The sequence below is a fragment of the Caballeronia eucalypticola genome (assembly GCF_047608185.1).
Classification (GTDB): domain Bacteria; phylum Pseudomonadota; class Gammaproteobacteria; order Burkholderiales; family Burkholderiaceae; genus Caballeronia.
In genome coordinates, this window is the sequence record NZ_JBLKRU010000019.1 from 1 (window position 1) to 18,334 (window position 18,334).

At 53.6% G+C, this 18,334-nt stretch carries 15 protein-coding genes and 1 pseudogene; 11 read left to right on the top strand and 5 right to left on the bottom strand.

The genetic code is table 11. The features are described from left to right. The coding region (locus tag ACMX25_RS21515) for an IS4 family transposase (RefSeq protein WP_414952097.1) at nucleotides 1-984 on the bottom strand (984 nt) is incomplete at its 3' end. Nucleotides 985-1,385: 401 nt separating this feature from the next. Between ACMX25_RS21515 and ACMX25_RS21520 the strand changes: the two genes are divergently transcribed. The 3 genes from ACMX25_RS21520 (at nucleotide 1,386) to ACMX25_RS21530 (ending at nucleotide 4,607) form a co-directional block, all read left to right on the top strand. Beyond that, nucleotides 1,386-1,601 (top strand): helix-turn-helix transcriptional regulator, encoded by a 216-nt coding sequence (locus tag ACMX25_RS21520; protein WP_414952098.1) that lies wholly within the window; start codon nucleotides 1,386-1,388, stop codon nucleotides 1,599-1,601. Nucleotides 1,602-1,957: 356 nt separating this feature from the next. After that, nucleotides 1,958-2,173, top strand: a complete 216-nt coding sequence (locus tag ACMX25_RS21525) for an Lrp/AsnC family transcriptional regulator (RefSeq protein ID WP_414952099.1) — start codon at nucleotides 1,958-1,960, stop codon at nucleotides 2,171-2,173. Nucleotides 2,174-2,993: 820 nt separating this feature from the next. After that, nucleotides 2,994-4,607: an ATP-dependent nuclease gene (locus tag ACMX25_RS21530; RefSeq protein WP_414952100.1), complete on the top strand. Its 1,614-nt coding sequence runs from the start codon at nucleotides 2,994-2,996 to the stop codon at nucleotides 4,605-4,607. A 1,719-nt stretch (nucleotides 4,608-6,326) separates the two neighbouring features. Here ACMX25_RS21530 and ACMX25_RS21535 read toward each other — a convergent pair. Next, nucleotides 6,327-6,617: pseudogene (locus tag ACMX25_RS21535) on the bottom strand (glucose-6-phosphate dehydrogenase); the annotation flags it as partial. A gap of 181 nt (nucleotides 6,618-6,798) precedes the next feature. On the opposite strand from ACMX25_RS21535, the gene ACMX25_RS21540 reads away from it, so the two are divergent. Next, complete coding sequence (locus ACMX25_RS21540; protein WP_414952101.1) at nucleotides 6,799-8,103, top strand: MFS transporter; 1,305 nt, start codon at nucleotides 6,799-6,801, stop codon at nucleotides 8,101-8,103. Nucleotides 8,104-8,289: 186 nt separating this feature from the next. Here the strand turns inward: ACMX25_RS21540 and ACMX25_RS21545 are convergent, their stop codons facing one another. The 3 genes from ACMX25_RS21545 to ACMX25_RS21555 form a co-directional block, all read right to left on the bottom strand. Then, on the bottom strand, nucleotides 8,290-8,688 hold the full coding sequence (locus ACMX25_RS21545; protein ID WP_414952102.1) for a transposase: 399 nt from the start codon (nucleotides 8,686-8,688) through the stop codon (nucleotides 8,290-8,292). Between the two features lie 146 nt (nucleotides 8,689-8,834). Further along, complete coding sequence (locus ACMX25_RS21550; protein WP_414952103.1) at nucleotides 8,835-9,254, bottom strand: helix-turn-helix domain-containing protein; 420 nt, start codon at nucleotides 9,252-9,254, stop codon at nucleotides 8,835-8,837. Nucleotides 9,255-9,538: 284 nt separating this feature from the next. Continuing rightward, nucleotides 9,539-10,429: a LysR family transcriptional regulator gene (locus ACMX25_RS21555; RefSeq protein WP_414952104.1), complete on the bottom strand. Its 891-nt coding sequence runs from the start codon at nucleotides 10,427-10,429 to the stop codon at nucleotides 9,539-9,541. Nucleotides 10,430-10,548: 119 nt separating this feature from the next. Between ACMX25_RS21555 and ACMX25_RS21560 the strand changes: the two genes are divergently transcribed. From ACMX25_RS21560 to ACMX25_RS21590, 7 genes are all read left to right on the top strand, one after another. After that, nucleotides 10,549-11,532, top strand: a complete 984-nt coding sequence (locus ACMX25_RS21560) for an ABC transporter substrate-binding protein (RefSeq protein WP_414952105.1) — start codon at nucleotides 10,549-10,551, stop codon at nucleotides 11,530-11,532. Nucleotides 11,533-11,558: 26 nt separating this feature from the next. Further along, entirely contained in the window at nucleotides 11,559-12,629 is a 1,071-nt protein-coding gene (locus tag ACMX25_RS21565; protein ID WP_414952106.1) for an ABC transporter ATP-binding protein, read from the top strand. Beyond that, nucleotides 12,623-14,278, top strand: a complete 1,656-nt coding sequence (locus tag ACMX25_RS21570) for an ABC transporter permease (protein ID WP_414952107.1) — start codon at nucleotides 12,623-12,625, stop codon at nucleotides 14,276-14,278. The genes ACMX25_RS21565 and ACMX25_RS21570 overlap by 7 nt, the downstream gene beginning before the upstream one ends. After that, nucleotides 14,275-15,501 carry a pyridoxal phosphate-dependent aminotransferase gene (locus ACMX25_RS21575; RefSeq protein ID WP_414952108.1) on the top strand — a complete coding sequence of 409 codons (1,227 nt, stop codon included), beginning with the start codon at nucleotides 14,275-14,277 and terminating at the stop codon, nucleotides 15,499-15,501. Before ACMX25_RS21570 ends, ACMX25_RS21575 begins: the two co-directional genes overlap by 4 nt. A gap of 46 nt (nucleotides 15,502-15,547) precedes the next feature. Next, entirely contained in the window at nucleotides 15,548-16,420 is an 873-nt protein-coding gene (locus tag ACMX25_RS21580) for a phosphonopyruvate hydrolase (RefSeq protein ID WP_414952109.1), read from the top strand. A gap of 170 nt (nucleotides 16,421-16,590) precedes the next feature. Continuing rightward, nucleotides 16,591-17,112, top strand: coding sequence for a hypothetical protein (locus ACMX25_RS21585; protein WP_414952110.1), 522 nt, complete (start codon nucleotides 16,591-16,593; stop codon nucleotides 17,110-17,112). Between the two features lie 59 nt (nucleotides 17,113-17,171). After that, nucleotides 17,172-18,296, top strand: a complete 1,125-nt coding sequence (locus tag ACMX25_RS21590) for an MFS transporter (RefSeq protein ID WP_414952111.1) — start codon at nucleotides 17,172-17,174, stop codon at nucleotides 18,294-18,296. Nucleotides 18,297-18,334: the final 38 nt, after the last annotated feature.

Below are 18,334 nucleotides of genomic sequence, written 5' to 3' on the forward strand. Positions count from 1 at the left end.
ATCCAGTTCCACGTTCCAACGCCTGGCGTACAACTGCGAGAGCTCCTGTTTGCTGGTCTTGCGTGCATCAAGCATCGTGGTGACCAGCACCCGGTGATGCAGCCTGGACTCGCGCACCACCAGTTCATCGGGGAAGGCCTGGTACTGCTCACGCGTCATCCAGTCGGGCCGCTGCCGGGGTTTGGGCCACGTCACAATGTGATCGCGCATGCCCAGCGACTTGCCTCGCCGAAAGTCGGTGCGGCGCGCCCCATGCTGCTCCATCACGACATCCACTCCGGCGGCGATCATTGAGGCCATCAGAAAGTAGTGGCAATACAAGGCATCGGCGACGATCACATCACCTTTGCGAAACGTATCTTGCAGCATGCGAAATGCCGTCAGCTCCCCGCTGCCTTTGCCCGCGTACGTTCCGACACTCGCCTCCAGCACTGCGCCGCTTGCCAGACAGATCACCGCAACCAGATAGGCTAACGGAAATCCCACTCCTTCAGCCTGAGAACTGGACTGCGGGAAGCGGGCCTGGTTCGACGGTGTATCGGGCATCGAGATCCCTGTCCCGTCAACCAGCTTGACCGGGCGCCCGCGCCACGTCCAGGCCGCTCTGGCCTGCTCGTGCAGTTGACGTCCTGTCTCGCGCGTCAACTCCCGCACCATCGTCAGAGGCAGTCTCTGGCGAGCGCGGCAGTAGCCTCCCGTACGCACACTCATGGGTCGCAGCCCGTCGGCAGCTCGCTGCGCAGCCCACCCGTTGACCGCCTTCTGACAGGAGGCGTCCTCTTCCAGTGCCTGGCGCATGAACATCGACAGTGTCACCGTCGGCGGATACAGCCGTTCCCGATGTTCTGGCAAATGCGCTTCCGTTATCTCCAACAGCTCCGGGCTCGTCAGTATGTTGAAGTAGTCAACCGCCTGGGCCCTGCGTGCGCGGCTTTGAACGCCGCCTAGTGTTTGCCTGTGATGACTTCGTGCATTACGATCCATGGGGGCTGGTCCTTGGAATGAGACGGGTGTTTGCTTGGTAACAACCATCCTATCAATCCCTGGATCAGCCTCCTCCGTTTCTCTTCAAGTACTTACCCGCGTCTTCTCCTCCATGCTGGCTTAAGTAAGTGCCATTCGCGCTAAGGAGTTTTCGGCTCGGCGTCATCCAGCGCACGGCTTTCTATGGAAATTTCGGGAAGCGGATCCTTCAGCGGTTGCGCTGGCAAACGGAATTTTGTTTCTCTACGCGCGTTTGCCGCAATTGGCTCCGCCAATTAAATTACGATGTACATGATTAACAGTAAAGATAAAGCACTTGCGTATCAATCCTCCGTTCGTTCATGTTGACGGTACCTCAATGCAGTCAGGAATCAACGGAAACAGACGAAGGCGAAAACGTGATGAAGATCTGTCTCTCCTTGAAAGAAGTGGCACACGCACTTTCTCTGTCACCGACGACCGTACAGCAACTGGTCCGTCAAAAAACGTTCCCCGAGCCACGATTGCTATCCGGCCGGAGGGTGGGATGGCTCGCACATGAGGTTCAGAAATGGGCTGACGCACGCCCGGTCGCCAAGCTACTGCCGCCGGAGAATTCGGGCGCTAAGAAGGGGTAAATTTCTAGAGACTTGATCGACCGAACAAAGACGATTTAGATTCGGTGACGAGAGTCTCAACGCCGCAAAAGATCAACATATTGGCTTAATTGGCTATGCTTAATACCGGCTTGTGAGCAGGAGACGAATGGTCAGTGCTTCGATGTTGCTTCGGGCCAAGGCTGCGGGGGACTTAGCGTCGTAGTCGCCCTGCATTTCGTTCAATCAACGGCTTGAAGAGGGCGCCGAGTGCGGTGCTCCTGTTCGAGGGGAATATTCGAACCGAGCGTTGGCGCGTAATTTGGCCAGGGACGTGATGTCCTGATGTCGGTAGCTAGGGATTTATATGAGAAGCGAGAGGAAGACGAGGCGGGTCTTTGGACAGGATTGACGCCAAGATATTACGGTTGCTTCAAGAGAATGCACGAGCGCAAATGACAGACATTGCGGAGGAGGTAGGGCTGACCTCTGCGCCGTGCATTGATCGAGTGAGGCAGTTGGAAAAACAGGAAATCATAACTGGCTACCACACCCACATCGATCCGGCTGCATTGGGCTTAAGGCTTCGGGAATATGATCGCGTAGATGGCTAAGATCGCTGATCCGGTAAAGGAAGCGATCAACCGATCGGAAATTTATATAAACCACCGGAAAAGGTGCTTGGAGAGCTTTCGCGAGAGTTTCGATCTCGCTGTCTGTCATATTGCTTCCAGCCGGCTTTTTTCGATGACGCTGTTGGGAGTAGTTTCGCCTGCGGTTGCTCATCGTTGACGATCACCGAGACGGGGAGGAAGCTGTTTCAATCTTTCCCTATCAGAATACAACACGTTGTGCCCAGCGGGTCTGAGGTTCCAGGCGCAGTCACCACATCTACGCCGGAGATAACGCTGTTAAGCCAGATGGCTTCAGAGAAAATTTGAAGCGCATGCCGCATGTACCCGTGGTATGGCGAAACTTTGTGAAACACTACGAACCCCAGATCATTGCTGGATAAGGGTTTCGGGGATTATCGTGAAACGTCTCGAAACGTAAAAACCCCTGTATTGACGTTCCAGGTGGCAATCTTCATGAATTTGACTCGTCCATACTGGGTAAGGCTTTGCGGGCCATTTGCCCCGTAATTTTGGGTCTGGCTACCATGTTCGGGTGCGGTAGAAACGATGCTTTTGGCCGCGAGACGCTGAGTTTAGCGGTATCCATCGCCTGCGGATCACTTCATCGGGATTACTGGTCACGCTGGGGCTCTAGTCATGGGTCGGCCTCAACACGCCGGTGAGCGGCTTTCGACGGCCACACGTCATAGGGGGAGGACTTGTACCAACCACGTGAGCGCGGCAATCTTGACAAAACCTAAACAAGAAAGCAGTCTGCAACTGCCGTCCGAAGTCCAACAGAAAATATCCGGGGACAACAATGAAGATATCAAACATTACCATCGAGAATTTCAGATCGATTGAAAGACTGGATCTGAGTTTTTCAACGTTCAACATCCTTATCGGTCAAAATAATACCGGGAAGACGAATTTTTTCGAAGCGGTAAATTGGTTTTACACCGGCGCGGCCAAGAATGGTGCATTGGATGACCTGAAATTCCAAAGAGACAGTACGCGCGATATCAAGGTGGGACTTGAGTTTTCTGGAGCACAACATGGTGCGGCCAATATGATAAACGAGGGAAATCGCACAAAAATATTGGACGTGCTTTCTGGCGCAGACGCCATTAAGATATTTAGAAAAAGCACTGATCCAAAAAAGCGGATCGTGGAGGTTAATGGAGTGGCGGTGAAAAATCCCACGGGATTTGATGCAGCTCTCAACGATTTTCTCCCCAAGTTCGAGTACATACATACTCGACAGTATTTCGATGAATTTACGAAATACAATCAAAAAAGCGCAGTGGGAATTATGTTGTCGTCCGTGATCGAACAAATACTAATAGACGATCCGAAGTATCGCGCATTCAGAAGCACGTTTGATGATTTATTCAATGCCGAAGACTCGGCAATTAGTGGTCATTTCAATGCTCTAGGAAGTTCAGTAAAAAAGCATCTGGAAAAACAGTTTTCTGAATGCTCAAAGGTGTTTTTTGAAGTCCTCTCTCCCGAGTTCAACGACCTCCTTAAAAAATTCGAAACCGTTGTTGACGATGGGATTGAAACATATGCGAGCGAGAAGGGGGACGGCATGCAGCGAGCGTTGATGCTCGCAATTATCCAAGCGTACGCGGAATATCGCAAAGAACGGGATGACGCGGGCAAATCATTTCTGTTTTTCATCGACGAGGCCGAATTACACCTTCATCCGACCGCCCAGAGAAAACTGAAAAATGTGTTGATTGAGCTAAGTCGTGACTTGGATCAAGTGTTCATAAGCACTCACTCTTCCGTCTTTGTAGCAGACTCGGGCGAACAGGAAACGGTTTTCAAAGCAGAGAAAAATGATTGTAAGACAGAGATTTTTAAAACGGACGAGAAAGACAAACCCTATATAGTCTACGAACTTCTTGGTGGTAGTCCGGCGGACCTACTTTTACCTAGAAACTTCCTAATCGTCGAGGGTCCTAGTGAATTTGAGTTGCTGACAAGAATCATAAAAAGGCATTATCCGGATAAACCGATGATCCAAATCATATCGGCCGAAGGCGATACGCACCAGGCGAAACGATCGATCAACGCGATTGGTAAAGCGTACTCGCCAATGGGCAGTACCATGTACAGTGATAGGCTAGTCGTGGTATGCGATAAGCCGACCGAAAAGGCGAAGCCAGGATTCGATGAATTTATAAAAGCCCATAAAGCCCTCCATGCTGGTGGTCAGATAATCGTGCTGCCAGCCGGGAGCTTGGAGGAGTGTTATCCCGAGCACGATGGTTGGAAAAGGTTGGAAGGTGATGTAAAGGCAATGAGTGGAGATAAGAAGAAAAATCTCGCCAAAACCGTGGGTGGGGCGATCACAAAGGCACAGTTCGAGACCGATATGGCGGTGCTCTTCGGGGCGTTGGAGAAGACTTGGGGAGCGTGTCTCTGAGAGCACGCGACTGGGAAAAGGACGAGCCGTTGAATGCGTCAGCAAGGATTCTTCGATCCGAATGACCACTGATCGAGATCCTTTCGCTGTTGGCCGGCGCGGACCAGCGGCGTGGTGGGGCATAAGCTCACAACGCCGGTGGCTGAGCGCCGCGTGGGTTGGAACCCGTGACGCCGTCCGGTTTGCTTGTCCAGATAGCCAAAAGCGTCTGGCTCGCGAGAATTTAATTGCACCACGCGTTTGCGCGGCGGAGTGCGGCACCTTCGAATTCCTCCGTCTCCGCCAGTCGATGGTTAAAAACCCCGTAGAATCAACGTTCTACGGGGTTTTTGTTTTTTGCGACCTACAAATCAACCATCAAAATTGTGTCGGATTTTACAAGCCGTTAGCGGTACCTTCCGGAATACGTACCGAGTGATGCGGGTCACCGGACCAGTCGAAGGGGGTCTTTTTTGAGCCCTTCGTACGCTAGCAGAAGTTTCTGCTGACGGTCTGCGATTCGCGGTGCTACCTCACCTTTGTGTTGCCATGCGCTAAATACGTTTGTCGCTACACACCGACCGGACAAGACGATTGCCACCGCACACAAACTTGACAATAGCGGTGAGATCTCGACCACTATCTGGTTGCATATCGTTCACCACTTGGAACTGCTCTGGCTTGCCAGGCAGACGGCACGCAACCGACGGTCTAGCGCGACAGATGGCTGGCTAAGGGCAATGCCGCTCGATCGCTCGGCTTCCGATGAACGCGATATGCTGAGCCGAGCGTCTGCTGCGGACCGAGCAGGGCCAATTAGCGATAGACAGGGGCGGCCAAGAGCGATGTTAGTTGTCTGCGTTTGAAGCGCGAAAGAGTTCGATCATCGCACCACAAAAGCAGCCGGAGGGCCATGCCATACGCACGTCAATCTTTTCGGCGGTCTTCTGTCACTGCTTGGTGTCGACAATCGGCCCAGGATATTTTTCACCGGCTGCGAATTCGAAGTCGCGTGAGCTATGACTTTTGTGTGACGATGCGCAGGCGAAAGGCTACGGGTCCAGTGAGCTCTGATTCAGAAGCTACATGGCGCGTGCCCTAAGGTGCGTACTCGACACAGTCCAACAACAAGTATTCTAAGGACGGCATTGGGCTCACACGACGAGGTCACGCCGGCCATGCGTCATCTTAAGGCATAAGGCAAAGGGGCAATATGGCAGGCGAGGAGGGATCCGTTCGAGAATTCTCGTTCCTTAAAGGGGCGGAGAATATCGTTGCGTCCAAAGACGGGAGTGCATTCCACTGGAGCGCGGCAGCTACGAGGGTGCGAGAGAATCTTCCGATGCCTTGAATGCAAAAAATCTAGCCTTTCTTTTCGGATCTGGCTGCTCCTCGGTTGTTCACGGAGGTACGCAGAAGGGGATTCCGACTATGGGGCCACTCGCTGCTGAATTCTTAAATGTGTCTCCAAGGTCCGGCGATGCGGCGGTGGCGAACGCGGTTACCGCCGCCGATATGATCCCGCCTCTGTCTACTTCTACCCGCCCAAAGGCGATTTTGAGCGTCCCAGCGAGGAAGAGCGCACAGTTCTGCTTCAAACGCTCGGCTTTGACTTGGCCAGTGCGGAATTCGCCAACAACTTAGAGCGCCTGATGGAGGCGCTCTATAGTTTTCAATTCGTCATCCGGCGAAGCTCGAGCGAAGCCCTAAAGTGGGGCCTTGGTTCCGCTCTCGAGCTCGCCATTCTTCCAGGATTGGTTCAGTCCACCCCCAGACCGCCGCCTGTTCATCGCGTCGAATAAAGAGTGCGAGCCGACTATTTATTACGTCCAGCAAGAAGCGCTGATACGCGTCCATTCTCGTTTGACTGAGACAATTATCAAACGCGAGGTCTAGGTGAAAACGAATAAGGTTCGTGCCTTCACTCGGCTCCTTGGCAATGTAGTGCAGGCAAATCGTCTCACTCAACTGCAGGCGGATTACCAGACCGTTCGCACCCCCTAGCGCGACCGAAGATCCGAGCGCCGCGTGAGCGTCCAACACTACGCCGCTTATAACTTTTATGAGTAAAACTCAACGTATCATCAGATTTCCTGATCATCAAACCCAACAGGCGTGGTGCCATAAAAATAAATCGCATAGCATCGTTTCGATCGGTACGACCCAGAAAACGGGAAGTGGAATCACATAAATACGAAAAACGGAGATGTTCGTGGACGTGGATAAACGCTTCAAGTATTGGCAATGGCGAGTTCTTCTCGTCTCCGCGTTGTTCTATTGCTTCGTCTATCTAGGCCGTTTAAATTGGGGACTAGCCGCATCGGATTTGATTCGTACCCTTCACATCACGAAGGCTGATGTGGGCACTGGCGTCGCGGCGTTGTTGTGGGGCTATGCCATCGGGCAGGCCGTGAATGGCCGACTGAGCGATCACTTCGGGGGTCGATGCTGGGCGACATTGGGGGCGGTGGGGACCGTTGCGGTGAATTGGGCGATTTCCGCGAACACCTCCGCGCCGATGCTGTTCGGACTTCTCGCGGTAAATGGATTTTTTCAGGCGATGATTTTTCCATCGCTATTGCGGCTGACCGCGCAATGGTGGCCAAGTCGTTGGCGGGGCTTCCAGACCGGTTTTTTACTAGCGGCCGCCGGAGCGTCTGCGGTTTTGGCATTCGTAGTCAGCGGATGGTTCATCGCCCACTTTGGTTGGGTATCTGCCTTTCGTTATCCGCCGCTTCTAATCCTATTTTCTGCGCTGGCCTATTTTTTCCTCGTTAGAGAGAGCCCGGAGGATGTAGGGCTATCGCCTTATATTGAAACACGAAAAGACGTCGCAGCGCATGAGGCAGTTAACGACGCCGAACTCCACGGTCTGGGAAATTATCGCTACCTGTTGACGCAGAAATTGTTTTTGGCCGCGTGCGTTATGGGATTCATCAGCAACATAGGGCGTTACGGACTCCTAACCTGGATTCCGTTGTACTACTTTCAGACTTCGGGTATATCGGTGCAATCGGCGATATGGGCTCAAATTGGCCTTCCAATCGGGACCGCTCTTGGACCGCTCTTCGCTGGATTGATATCGGATCGCCTCTTTGGGTCGAGTCGCTGGCAAACACTTGCACTCTCGTTCGCTGGTGCTGCGATTGGCCTTGTTGTACTTGCCCTTGTCCCGATTCGTACGCTCGGAATACCGCTCACATTTGCCGTGCTGATCCTTGCTGGATTCTTTATCCACGGTGGTGGCGGCAGCGCACACGCACTGGCTGGCGACCTTGGCGGTAGAAAGATGCAAGGGACGGCACACGGCGTTCTGGATGCGGCAAATTATATGGGTGCGGGAGGCCAAGGCATTGCGATAGGTGCCATCTTGGACTACACCAACAACAATTGGATGATGGTATTTCTTATTATTGGCGGACTACTGTTTGTCGGATGCTTGATGGCAATCGGGTCTGGTAGAAAATCGGGCGACAAAACGAAGTCGAGACCTGAGATAGTCGGCACGGTGAAATAGCAACCGCGCAAGAAAACGCGCTACGGCAAAAATTCCTGTGTCAGACGCTTACCCTTCTTGCGACTTCATCAATTACTCTAGCATCGTCGCGGGGATGGAATGCACGCCGTCCTCGTCACCCGCATCCGTTGCCAAATTTTGAGCATGCGATCTGCACCCAGTCGAGTATAGGTAGAAGATAAGTGTTCAGGCGAAATTGATTTGAAATTTGATGCCGTATGCACCGAGCAGGCTGCGGACTTCGTCGTCGATAGTTTCCTTCGTCCAGGTGACGAAGTTACGCCAATGGTATTTGGCCTGCTTCCAGACGATCTCGATGAGATTGAGTTCGGGACTGTATGGCGGCAGATAGAACAGTTGCATGCGATGCTCGCGTAGCCAGCGTTCATGCACTTCAGGATCAATTGCATGATGGATCGAAGCGTTGTCCAGTACCACCACAGTCGGACGCTCATCGCCCTGCAGGGCGATCTGCTCGAGGAACTCGATGACAGCGCCGCCTTTGATCGACGAACTCGTGACATGGTGAGTCAACGCGTTGAATCCGAAGTCAAGGGCGCCGAGCACTGAGCGCCGGCAATGCAAGCGTGGTTCGACACGATGAGGCAGGCCGCGCGGTCACCACGCTCTTTGCACCGGAGGCGAGGCGGCAAAGCCCGCTTCATCGAAATAGACCAGGCGCACTGCGTTGGCGCGAGCGGCGCATTGCAGTTTTCCCAGGGTGGCTGATTTCATTTCGAAGTCTTCCTGGTTGCGCTTTTTTTGAGCGAGAAACGGTTGCGCTTGAAGGAAAAGCCTTCTCGCCGAAGGGCGACCAACAAGGTTTCCAGCGCGCACGGCATTGGCTCGCCATGCACGACTTCAATGTGTCTTGCGATTTGCCCCAGCGTCATGGACTCCGTGCGTGCGACTTCCGTCGCAGTGGCCAGCATGCCTTCGGATAGCGCGCGGGGACGACCGCCTTTATGCCCCGTGAGCAAGCCGCAAACCCCTTGCTCTCGCCACGCGTGCGCCCAGTTGTAGAGCGATTGACCGCTGACGCCAAGTTTCGAGGCGATCTCGGTCAGCTTGACCCCGCGTCCAAGCAACAGCACACCTGCGGCCCGGGTCCGCGCGTCGCGATGGTTGTGGTTCACGGACAACTGTTGCAACGTCTGATCCTCGACTTCGGTCAGTGTCTACGACACACTTCATCGATAACCCGGCGTAATGGCGACGCCGAAAGTTAACAAAATTCAAACGCGTTTACCAGCAACACTTAGTAAACTTAAGTCAATCAGTAGAATGGCTTGGGCTGCTTAAGTCTATTGGACACGATCCGAGAAAGGTGTTGCACTTCACTTTTGAGGCCGCCCTCCTAAAAACGACTTCTGCTGTTCAAGACGACTTTGCTGCGCGCTAGATGTTGAACTGCGCGCGAAAACAAGATAAACGTTTAAGAACTATTCGCTCGGTCACGTAACATGCCCTTGAGCCAACGACAAAACTCGCGTGCTGCCTGCACGTGTCTGCTTTGCGCATTTACATATGCCACGTACGTGGCTCCGGAGGCCACCGTTTCGTCGTCGGCGAGAGCTAGGGTGCCATTTCGAAGTTGGTCCTCCACAACGATGCGTGGCACGATTAGTAAGCCGGCGCTACCGATTGCAGCAGCTACTGCCAGAAATAGATGATCATAAACGGCGCCCACATGAAGGTGATCCACTGAGATGTCTTTAGCAACGGCCCACACAGGAATCGCGTCCGGCCTGGATCTTGAGGCAATCAAAGGCCAATTGTGCAGGGCCTGTGCACGATGGGTGGCAACCATTGCGGGAGAGCCCACGCAAACTAACTCCTCCTGAATAAGCTCCCAGCTTTCAGTGCCGGGCAACGTCAAATCCCGAGTGATCAGAACATCAAACTCCTCTTGTGGCTGAGGGGGAGATAAAGATGTGATCAGGTCGACCTGCAAGGGATGGCTTGCCGTGAACGCTCCTAAGGCAGGCACAACGACCGTCATCGCAAAACTAGGCATCGATGTTCTCACCATCAGCCGATCATGCACGTGCTGCCCCTGCACCAGTTGCTGGGTCGCAAGTTCGATTGTGGCAACAGCGTCACGCACAGCGTCGTAGAACTGCGACCCTGCCGGAGTAAGCGTGACCGTCGGCCCTTTACGCTCAAATAATGCTCGAGCAGCCACCGCCTCGAGCGTCGAGACATGCCTACTCACAGCGCTTTGCGTGATTCCTAACGCGGCCGCAGCACGCGTGAAATTTCCGTGTCTACCGACGGTCGCGAAAACTCGAATGGCAACTATTGGAATACTGTTTTTCTTTGACATGAGTAAAACTCATTATAGGCAGCATGAATTGGGATAGTACCAGCAGTAGGTCATGCTATCGTCATTATTGAAAACATACTATAGCCAGGCGGTTATCCCCTAATGGACGGAGACTTTCAATGCTTAAACGGTTTTTTTCAGTATGCGTTGTACTCATGCAAATTTTTTTGGCTAACAGCGAATCAATGGCCGCAGATGTCGTGCTTTATTCCTCCAACGATGTTCAGACAGTAAGTGGTGTGGTGGACCAGTTCGAGAAGCAGAACCCGGACATCAAGGTCTCAGTGGTTCGTGCAGGAACGGGTGCGCTCATGCAGCGCATCAAAGCGGAGTCGGCTAATCCGTTAGGCGATATTTTCTGGTCGGGAGGTCTATCCACCATTGGTGCATTTCAGGACCAATTGCAGCCATATTCGTCGCCAGAGGCAAATGCGATCCCAGTGCAATATCGTGCTTCAAACGGTCTGTGGCTGGGTACTAACACGCACGTGAGTGTGTTAATGGTGAACTTGCGCCAAGCTCCGGATGGGCAACCGCCGAAGGGATGGATGGACCTGGCAAACGCGAAGTGGAAAGGTAAGATAGTCATCCCAGATCCTCAATTTAGTAGTGCTTCTTATGTCGCGCTCTATGGGCTAAGAAAGCTCCTTGGTGACACTGTCTACGCACAAATTGTCCACAACTCCATTATCGTGGGTACGACTTCCGCGGCGTATCAAGGCGTCGCCAATGGCGAATACGCCGTGGCTGTGACGATGGAATATGCCGCCTACCAATACGTGGCTGGTGGTCAGAAAGACGTGAAACTTGTCTACCCGGTCGAAGGGACATTTTTATCACCCGAAGGAATGGCACTAATCAAGGGAGCTAAGCACCCCGTTGAAGCGCGCAAGCTTTACGATTTTCTGGCGTCGAAGCCAGTACAAATAGACATCTTCAAAAGCGCTTTCCGCCGCCCCATACGCTCCGATATTGACGTCAGCACATTGTCCAGCTTGCCGGCGCTCAAGAGTATCAAAGTTATCCCGTTGGACGACGCCAGAATGGAAGCAGACCGTGCGGCGTTCCTGACGCAGTGGCGCCAGCTTGTCTCCTCAAACTAAGAAGCAACGCGCCAGGGATATTAAACATGCAGGTTTCTTTCGAAAAGATCGATCAAAGCTACGGCGGCCAGTCATTATTTCGTCATCTTGATCTTGTTATTCCGAGTGGCCAGTTCTTTACTCTGCTCGGGCCATCTGGCTGCGGCAAGACCACGCTCTTACGCATGCTCGCAGGCTTTGTACGGCCCGATCATGGACGCGTACTGTTTGGTAAGGACGATGTCACTAGCGTACCGGTGCACCGTCGGGGCGTAGGTATCGTGTTTCAGGACTACGCCCTGTTCCCCGATCGATCGGTTATGGCGAACGTCGCCTATGGCCTTCTGGCGCGTAACGTTTCGAAAGCTAAGGCTTCGGATCGCGCGCTTGCCATGCTAAAGCGAGTCGGACTCGAGGCATTCGTTGACCGTGCACCCGCCGCTCTCTCCGGCGGCCAACGTCAGCGTGTTGCCATGGCTCGTGCATTGGTCATCGAACCCAAATTGTTGCTGCTTGACGAGCCTCTCTCAGCCCTAGATGTCAAGCTTCGACTCGAGTTGCGTAGCATGATCCGTGAACTTCAGATTGAGGCTGGAATCACCACTGTCTTCGTGACCCACGATCAGGAGGAAGCGTTGGCGATGTCGGATCAGATTGCGGTGTTGGATAGAGGACAGGTTGTGCAGATCGGCACGCCGCAAGAAATCTATACAAAGCCCCGAACGGCTTTTGCCGCCGACTTTGTGGGAAGTGCAAATCTAATTCCCATTTCGCAAGAGCTTAAGCGCAACGGAGACGGCGTACGCCGCCTCGAAACGCCTGCTGGAATCCTCTTTACAAATAGTGACACTGCGTGGACGCCCGGGTCGTTACTGGCTGTACGTGGAGCGGAGATTTTGGTGGCGAATCACGCCCCTTCGCAGGAAGGTGAATTGGCTGGTGTAATTGAACACGTTGAATATCGAGGAAGTACGGTTGGGTACAAGATAAAAACTGCCATCGGTTCGATCCACGTAGATGCATGGACGCCTAAAGATGCGTCTACGCGTGGCCGCGGCGATCCTGTCGTTCTCCAGATTCCGCGCACGGCCCACATCGTGGAGGGTCGAAAATGTTAGGCACGTTACGACGCGATCCCGTCTGGCTAACGATCGCTGTTCTATCCATCGGTATGCTTGGAATTTTTCTACTCTGGCCGCTGGGCACGATGCTGGGAAAATCGCTGATTGATCCAAACGGTTCAGCTAACTTCAGCGGCTATATTCGATTTTTTTCTGAACGTGCCTATCGGGAAGCTTTCACTAACACGCTAATCCTCGGTGTGAGCGTGACGTTCACTTCGATGCTAGTGGGCGGCGGACTCGCCGTGATTGTAGCAAGGTGCAAGTTTCCATTCGTAGGCCTTGTCTCCGCGCTTCCCCTTATTACGCTGGTTATTCCAGACGTTGTCGTCGCCGCTGCTTGGGTGCTGGTCCTGGGTAAGCAGGGATTCGTCAACGCATTACTTACTCCGCTTGGAGTTGAACTGCCATCGCTCTACTCGTGGTGGGGGCTCGTATTTGTGATGACGCTTAACAATTACGTGTACGCGTTCGTTGCCGTTTACGTTGGGCTCAAATCGATGGATCGGAATCTCGAAGAGGCCGCCCTCAGTTTAGGGCGTCCCATGGGACGGGTGGTTCTCGGCGTAACGCTGCCTATGCTGTTGCCGTCGATTTTCGCCGGCGCCATGATCGTTTTCACTCACGTAATTGGTAGTTTTGGAGTGCCGGCAATCATTGGGGCGCGAACACCTGTACTAGCAGTCAAAGCGTACAACGAGTTTGTCAGCGAGATGGGTGGCAACGCGCAGATGCAAACGACAATGGCGTCGCTATTAGTGTTTCTGGGCGCAGGTGTATTGCTATTCCAAAAATTCTTTATAGAACGGCGTCAATTCCAGATGGAGTCGGGCCGTGCACCCGCTGCTTCGGCAATTTCGGGTTGGCGCGCATTTGCAGCGACTCTTAGCGTGTTCGTAGTGGTGGCGCTTTCAATGCTTCCCGCCATTGTCGTGATTGTGACCGCCTTTACGCCATCATTTGGGCCTGTGCTGCGATATGGGAGCTTTACGCTTGACAATATAAGGCAAGTGATTTTCCGAGCACCGGAACCGCTGTATCACTCGTTACTCCTAGCTACCGTTGCGACGATCTTCGGTACCCTATTCGCGATAGCCGCAGCCTACCTGATCGTTAAGAGGCGCTCACCATTGACTCACACCTTGGACGTCCTGGTCACTTTGCCGCTCACGATCGCAGGTACGGTGCTAGGCATTGCGATGACTAACACGTTTGGAAGTGGATGGATCGTACTGACAGGAAGTTGGCTCATCATGGCGCTCGCGTACTTTCTGCGTCGGGTACCTACCAGCGTACGTGCGGCAATCGGACCACTTCACAATCTTAAAGACTCGATTGAGGAAGCATCGATGAGTCTTGGTGTAAATCCCATAAAAAGCTTTTTTAAAGTCGTACTGCCTGTGATTGGCCCCTCTGTTGTTGCAGCCGCAGTATTGATGTGGGTGACTACTCTATCAGAGTTGTCAGCCACGATAGTCTTGTATTTCGGTGGCATGAGCACGATGCCAATCGAGATTTTTCAGCAGGTAGATAGCGATCGCTTAGCGCTCGCGTGCGCGTACAGCCTTGTTTTGCTGTTAACCATCTTTATCCCACTTGCCTTCGCCAAATGGAAACTTCGTCTCAGAATAGGAAACATTGAATGACTAAAACCACGACTACCGAACCGACCTATTTGGCACAGCGAGTGTTAGGGGCCAAACCGTCTGCCACAAAGGAGATGACCCGTCTCGCCAACCAATTGAAACGCGAAGGTCGAGATGTGATCGCTCTCAGTCAGGGCGAACCCGATTTTCCGACTCCGGAGCATATACGAGAAGCTGGCAAAGCAGCCATTGATCGCAATGAATCGCGCTACACAGAGGTCGCGGGTACGCTAGCGTTACGCGAGGCAGTAGTGCGCAAGTTTCAGCGCGACAATGGGTTGGAGTACGACCCCGACCAGATTCAAGTTGGCTGTGGAGCAAAACAACTTCTCTATAACGCCTTGCAGGCGACAATCAACCCTGGCGACGAGGTCGTCATTCCCACGCCTGCGTGGGTGTCCTACCCCGAGATGGTACTGCTCGCCGGTGGTCAACCCGTTATCGTGCGCTGCGGGGCGTCGACCGGCTTCAAGATTACGCCGGCACAACTGGAACAGGCCATTACTCCAAGAACAAAATGGTTGATGCTTAACTCTCCTTCTAACCCAAGTGGGGCGGTGTATAGCCATACGGAACTGAGTGAACTGGGTGAAGTGTTACTACGTCATCCGCACGTGTGGATCATGGCGGACGACATCTACGAAAAAATTCGATACGACGATTCGCCGTTTGCAACGCCTGCCGCAGTAACCCCCGAGCTTTTCGCCCGTACGCTTACGATCAACGGTGTTTCGAAAGCTTATGCGATGACGGGTTGGCGGGTGGGATTTGGTGCGGGGCCGCTAGAGCTGATCAAAGCGATGAACCTAGTGCAATCGCAATCGACATCGCATACCAGTTCGATTAGCCAAGCGGCTTCTATCGTGGCACTTGATGGTCCTATGGATTTCCTGCACGGCTTTGTAGAAAACTTCCGCCAGAGGCGCGATAACGTTGTTACGGCACTGCGTGCAGTCAGAGGGTTGACTTGCGACTTACCACCGGGCGCCTTCTACGCCTTCCCCGGCTGCCAAGGCCTGCTCGGCAGTAGGGATCCGTCAGGAAATTTGATTTCAACGGACACTGACCTAGCGATGTACATCCTGCGTAGCGCTGGCGTCGCTGTTGTGCCGGGCACTGCGTTCGAGCTCCCCGGCCACTTCCGCGTGTCGTACGCAGCCTCCGACGCGGAACTGAAAGAAGCGATGAATCGCATTGCAAGCGCGTGTTCACAGCTGCGATAAGAACGCCGGTTCATACCACACAGATAGCTTAATATTAGGAAATGTTATGACTAAAAATCAGACTCTGCGCAACGCGCTGAATGACGGCACGCTTTTCACGGCGATGGCGGCACATAATCCGCTGGCAGCAAAGCTAGCTGAGGAAGCTGGCTTCGGCGGTATCTGGGGCAGTGGTTTTGAACTCTCGGCTAGCTACGCGGTGCCGGACGCCAACATCCTATCATCCGGCACGCATCTTGAAATGATGCGCGCAATTGCGTCAGTTGTGACCATTCCGCTGATTGCCGATATTGATACGGGCTTTGGCAACGCGGTCAACGTTGGTTACGTCGTACCTCAGTATGAAGCCGCAGGTGCCTCGGCTATTGTGATGGAGGACAAAACGTTTCCGAAAGACACCAGCTTGCGAACTGACGGGCGTCAGGAGTTGGTACGTCTTGAGGAATTCCAGGGGAAACTTGCTGCTGCAGTCGACGCTCGCGAAGATGACGATTTCGTGGTGATTGCCCGTACCGAAGCTCTCATTGCGGGGTTGGGTCAGTCCGAGGCAATCAAGCGTGCACTGGCATATGAAGAGGCGGGCGCTGACGCCATCTTGATCCACTCCAAACAAAAGACGCCCGACGAAGTTCTCGCATTTATTAACGCATGGCGAGGCAAGGTACCGTTGGTACTTGTTCCTACTGCATATCCAGAACTAACTGAAGCCGACATTTCTGCTCTCGGAAAAGTTGGCATCGTCATCTACGGTAACCATGCAATCAGGGCGGCGGTAGGGGCGATGCGAAGTGTCTTCGCTCAGATTCGCCGAGAGGGCGGCATCCGCCATGTTGATAAAGCACTGCCCTCGGTAAAAGAAATTATAGGCTTGCAGGGCGATGAACATATGCGCGGGCTCGAAGCAAAGTTTCTCCGTTAATACTCATTGCTCTGGTTCATTACTGAAGACAGAAAACTGGAAACGGCAAACGGCCGCGCGACTAAAGGCTTAACTCAGTCCGGGACTTCTCCATAATTCATGCCGGTTGTATCACGGATTTTCCAGCATCATTGCATCTGCAACCGAAGATAATTGAAGTCAGGCTAACTATGGCAATTGATGTTTTCTCTTTCTATGGTGGCAGTGTCACCAGCCCTACGACAACGCTTTGCGACCGTTCAGACGGAGGTCACCTAATTGTTTATCCCTCCCGCACTGTTTGGGAGCGTAGCCAACTGACACCGTTGGAACTTTCTCAATGGTCCTATCTAGTGGCCGCAACCGGTCGAGCAATGATTGAGGTACTGCCTCAACTACGCGGTGGATGCGTGAACTATTGGGAGGCGGGGAACTGGTCGCTCAATGACGCCGCGACACCTTCAGGCCCAAAAGTGGTCGAAGATCACCGACGGGTACATCACCATATTTTCGGCAGAAGTCGTGATGCGAGGGATCCGGACTGGCGCTGGGGCGAGGCACCAAGGTTTCCTGAATATGCTGACAAGAAGAGTTGGGCGCTGCGTTTTTCACCGCTTGATACTCAGGAGCGGGATGCAGTGTCGGCGCGCATCTACGAACTACTCGAAGATTACTATGATCTGCCTGAAATATTTGCGCCCGGCTCACCGTGACTGTTCAGCGGGTAGTGGGTGCAGGCTCTGTTACGATCAACGCTCATGAGCACGTCTGGATGTCGACTCCACCTTCTTCTCTCGCTGATAGAGAATCCCGTCAGGCGGCATTGACGCTGGCCTTGTGCTTGCCTGCGGATACGGTGCTTTACCTGATCCTGCCACTGTATCCCGATGCCTTCGGTATTACTATCGAGCAAGCCGGAATGCTTCTCGCGGCAAACCGCCTGGTGCGCATCCTCGGCTATGGTTATGTGGTTCGTTTCTACGCGCGCAGGGGCGATCGGCCGATCTGTATGCTCGCGGCTGGCATGGCCTCTCTATGTGCGTTGGGATACGCGACGCTGACGGGCTTCTGGCCTCTTTTGCTACTTCGACTTGGTTGGGGCTTGTCCTTTGCGGCGCTGAATTTATCGACGCAAGTGCTTTCCACTGCAGACCCAAATGGGGCAGCACGTCGTGCCGGTCGTTCGCGCGCGGTGATCGCTATAGGCCCTGCGGTTGGGCTGACGCTGGGCGCCGTGCTAAGTCACTGGGCAGGGCCCCGTATAATCTTCTTTATACTTTTTCTAGCAGCACTTGGCGGCTTACAAACGTCAAGATCGCTACCAGCGGTTGGCCACGCCACAACGATAGGTATTCGCCGCATCCGGTGGCCGGACAGTGTGAGCATGTGGTCGTTCATTGAGGGCTTCGTTCTCGATGGGCTATTTATCTTTGGTTTGTCTTTGCATGCACAGGCGCTCCGTCCTCACTCAGCCGTGCTGGTGGCTGGATTCATTCTCGCCCTGCGTTACGTTTCCGAACTGACGTTGAGCCCGCTCGGGGGCTTTGCGGCCCATCAATGTGGCGCCTTGCGCATGCTGGTCATTTTCTCCTTGCTAACGTCAGCTTCTCTAATCGGCTTCGGCTTCGACTGGCTCGTGATTGGCGGAGCCTGCGTCATGCTGTTACGGGCTTTGCAACTACCGCTCGTGGCTCCTGTCGTTGCTTTGCGTAATCCTGGACTTGATCGACTTCCCGCCCTGGCCGCGAATGCAGTCTGGCGCGATCTCGGAGCAGGACTGGGGCCGCTTCTGGCGGGGATGCTGCTGCCGATTGCATCCGCGAAAGTGGTCTATATGACCGCGGGCCTCACATTGGCCGGAAGTGCGCTAGCCACGAGACGGCGGTGCCGGATGTGACCTTAATGCCAAGCCCCCTAAGTCCCGCAGTCCCACAG

Coding starts and splice junctions, on each gene's coding strand:
- ACMX25_RS21590 (WP_414952111.1), top strand. CDS start 17,172: ATGTCGACTCCACCTTCTTCTCTCGCTGATAGAGAATCCCGTCAGGCG.
- ACMX25_RS21555 (WP_414952104.1), bottom strand. CDS start 10,429: ATGTCAAAGAAAAACAGTATTCCAATAGTTGCCATTCGAGTTTTCGCG.
- ACMX25_RS21560 (WP_414952105.1), top strand. CDS start 10,549: ATGCTTAAACGGTTTTTTTCAGTATGCGTTGTACTCATGCAAATTTTT.
- ACMX25_RS21575 (WP_414952108.1), top strand. CDS start 14,275: ATGACTAAAACCACGACTACCGAACCGACCTATTTGGCACAGCGAGTG.
- ACMX25_RS21565 (WP_414952106.1), top strand. CDS start 11,559: ATGCAGGTTTCTTTCGAAAAGATCGATCAAAGCTACGGCGGCCAGTCA.
- ACMX25_RS21580 (WP_414952109.1), top strand. CDS start 15,548: ATGACTAAAAATCAGACTCTGCGCAACGCGCTGAATGACGGCACGCTT.
- ACMX25_RS21530 (WP_414952100.1), top strand. CDS start 2,994: ATGAAGATATCAAACATTACCATCGAGAATTTCAGATCGATTGAAAGA.
- ACMX25_RS21570 (WP_414952107.1), top strand. CDS start 12,623: ATGTTAGGCACGTTACGACGCGATCCCGTCTGGCTAACGATCGCTGTT.
- ACMX25_RS21520 (WP_414952098.1), top strand. CDS start 1,386: ATGAAGATCTGTCTCTCCTTGAAAGAAGTGGCACACGCACTTTCTCTG.
- ACMX25_RS21585 (WP_414952110.1), top strand. CDS start 16,591: ATGGCAATTGATGTTTTCTCTTTCTATGGTGGCAGTGTCACCAGCCCT.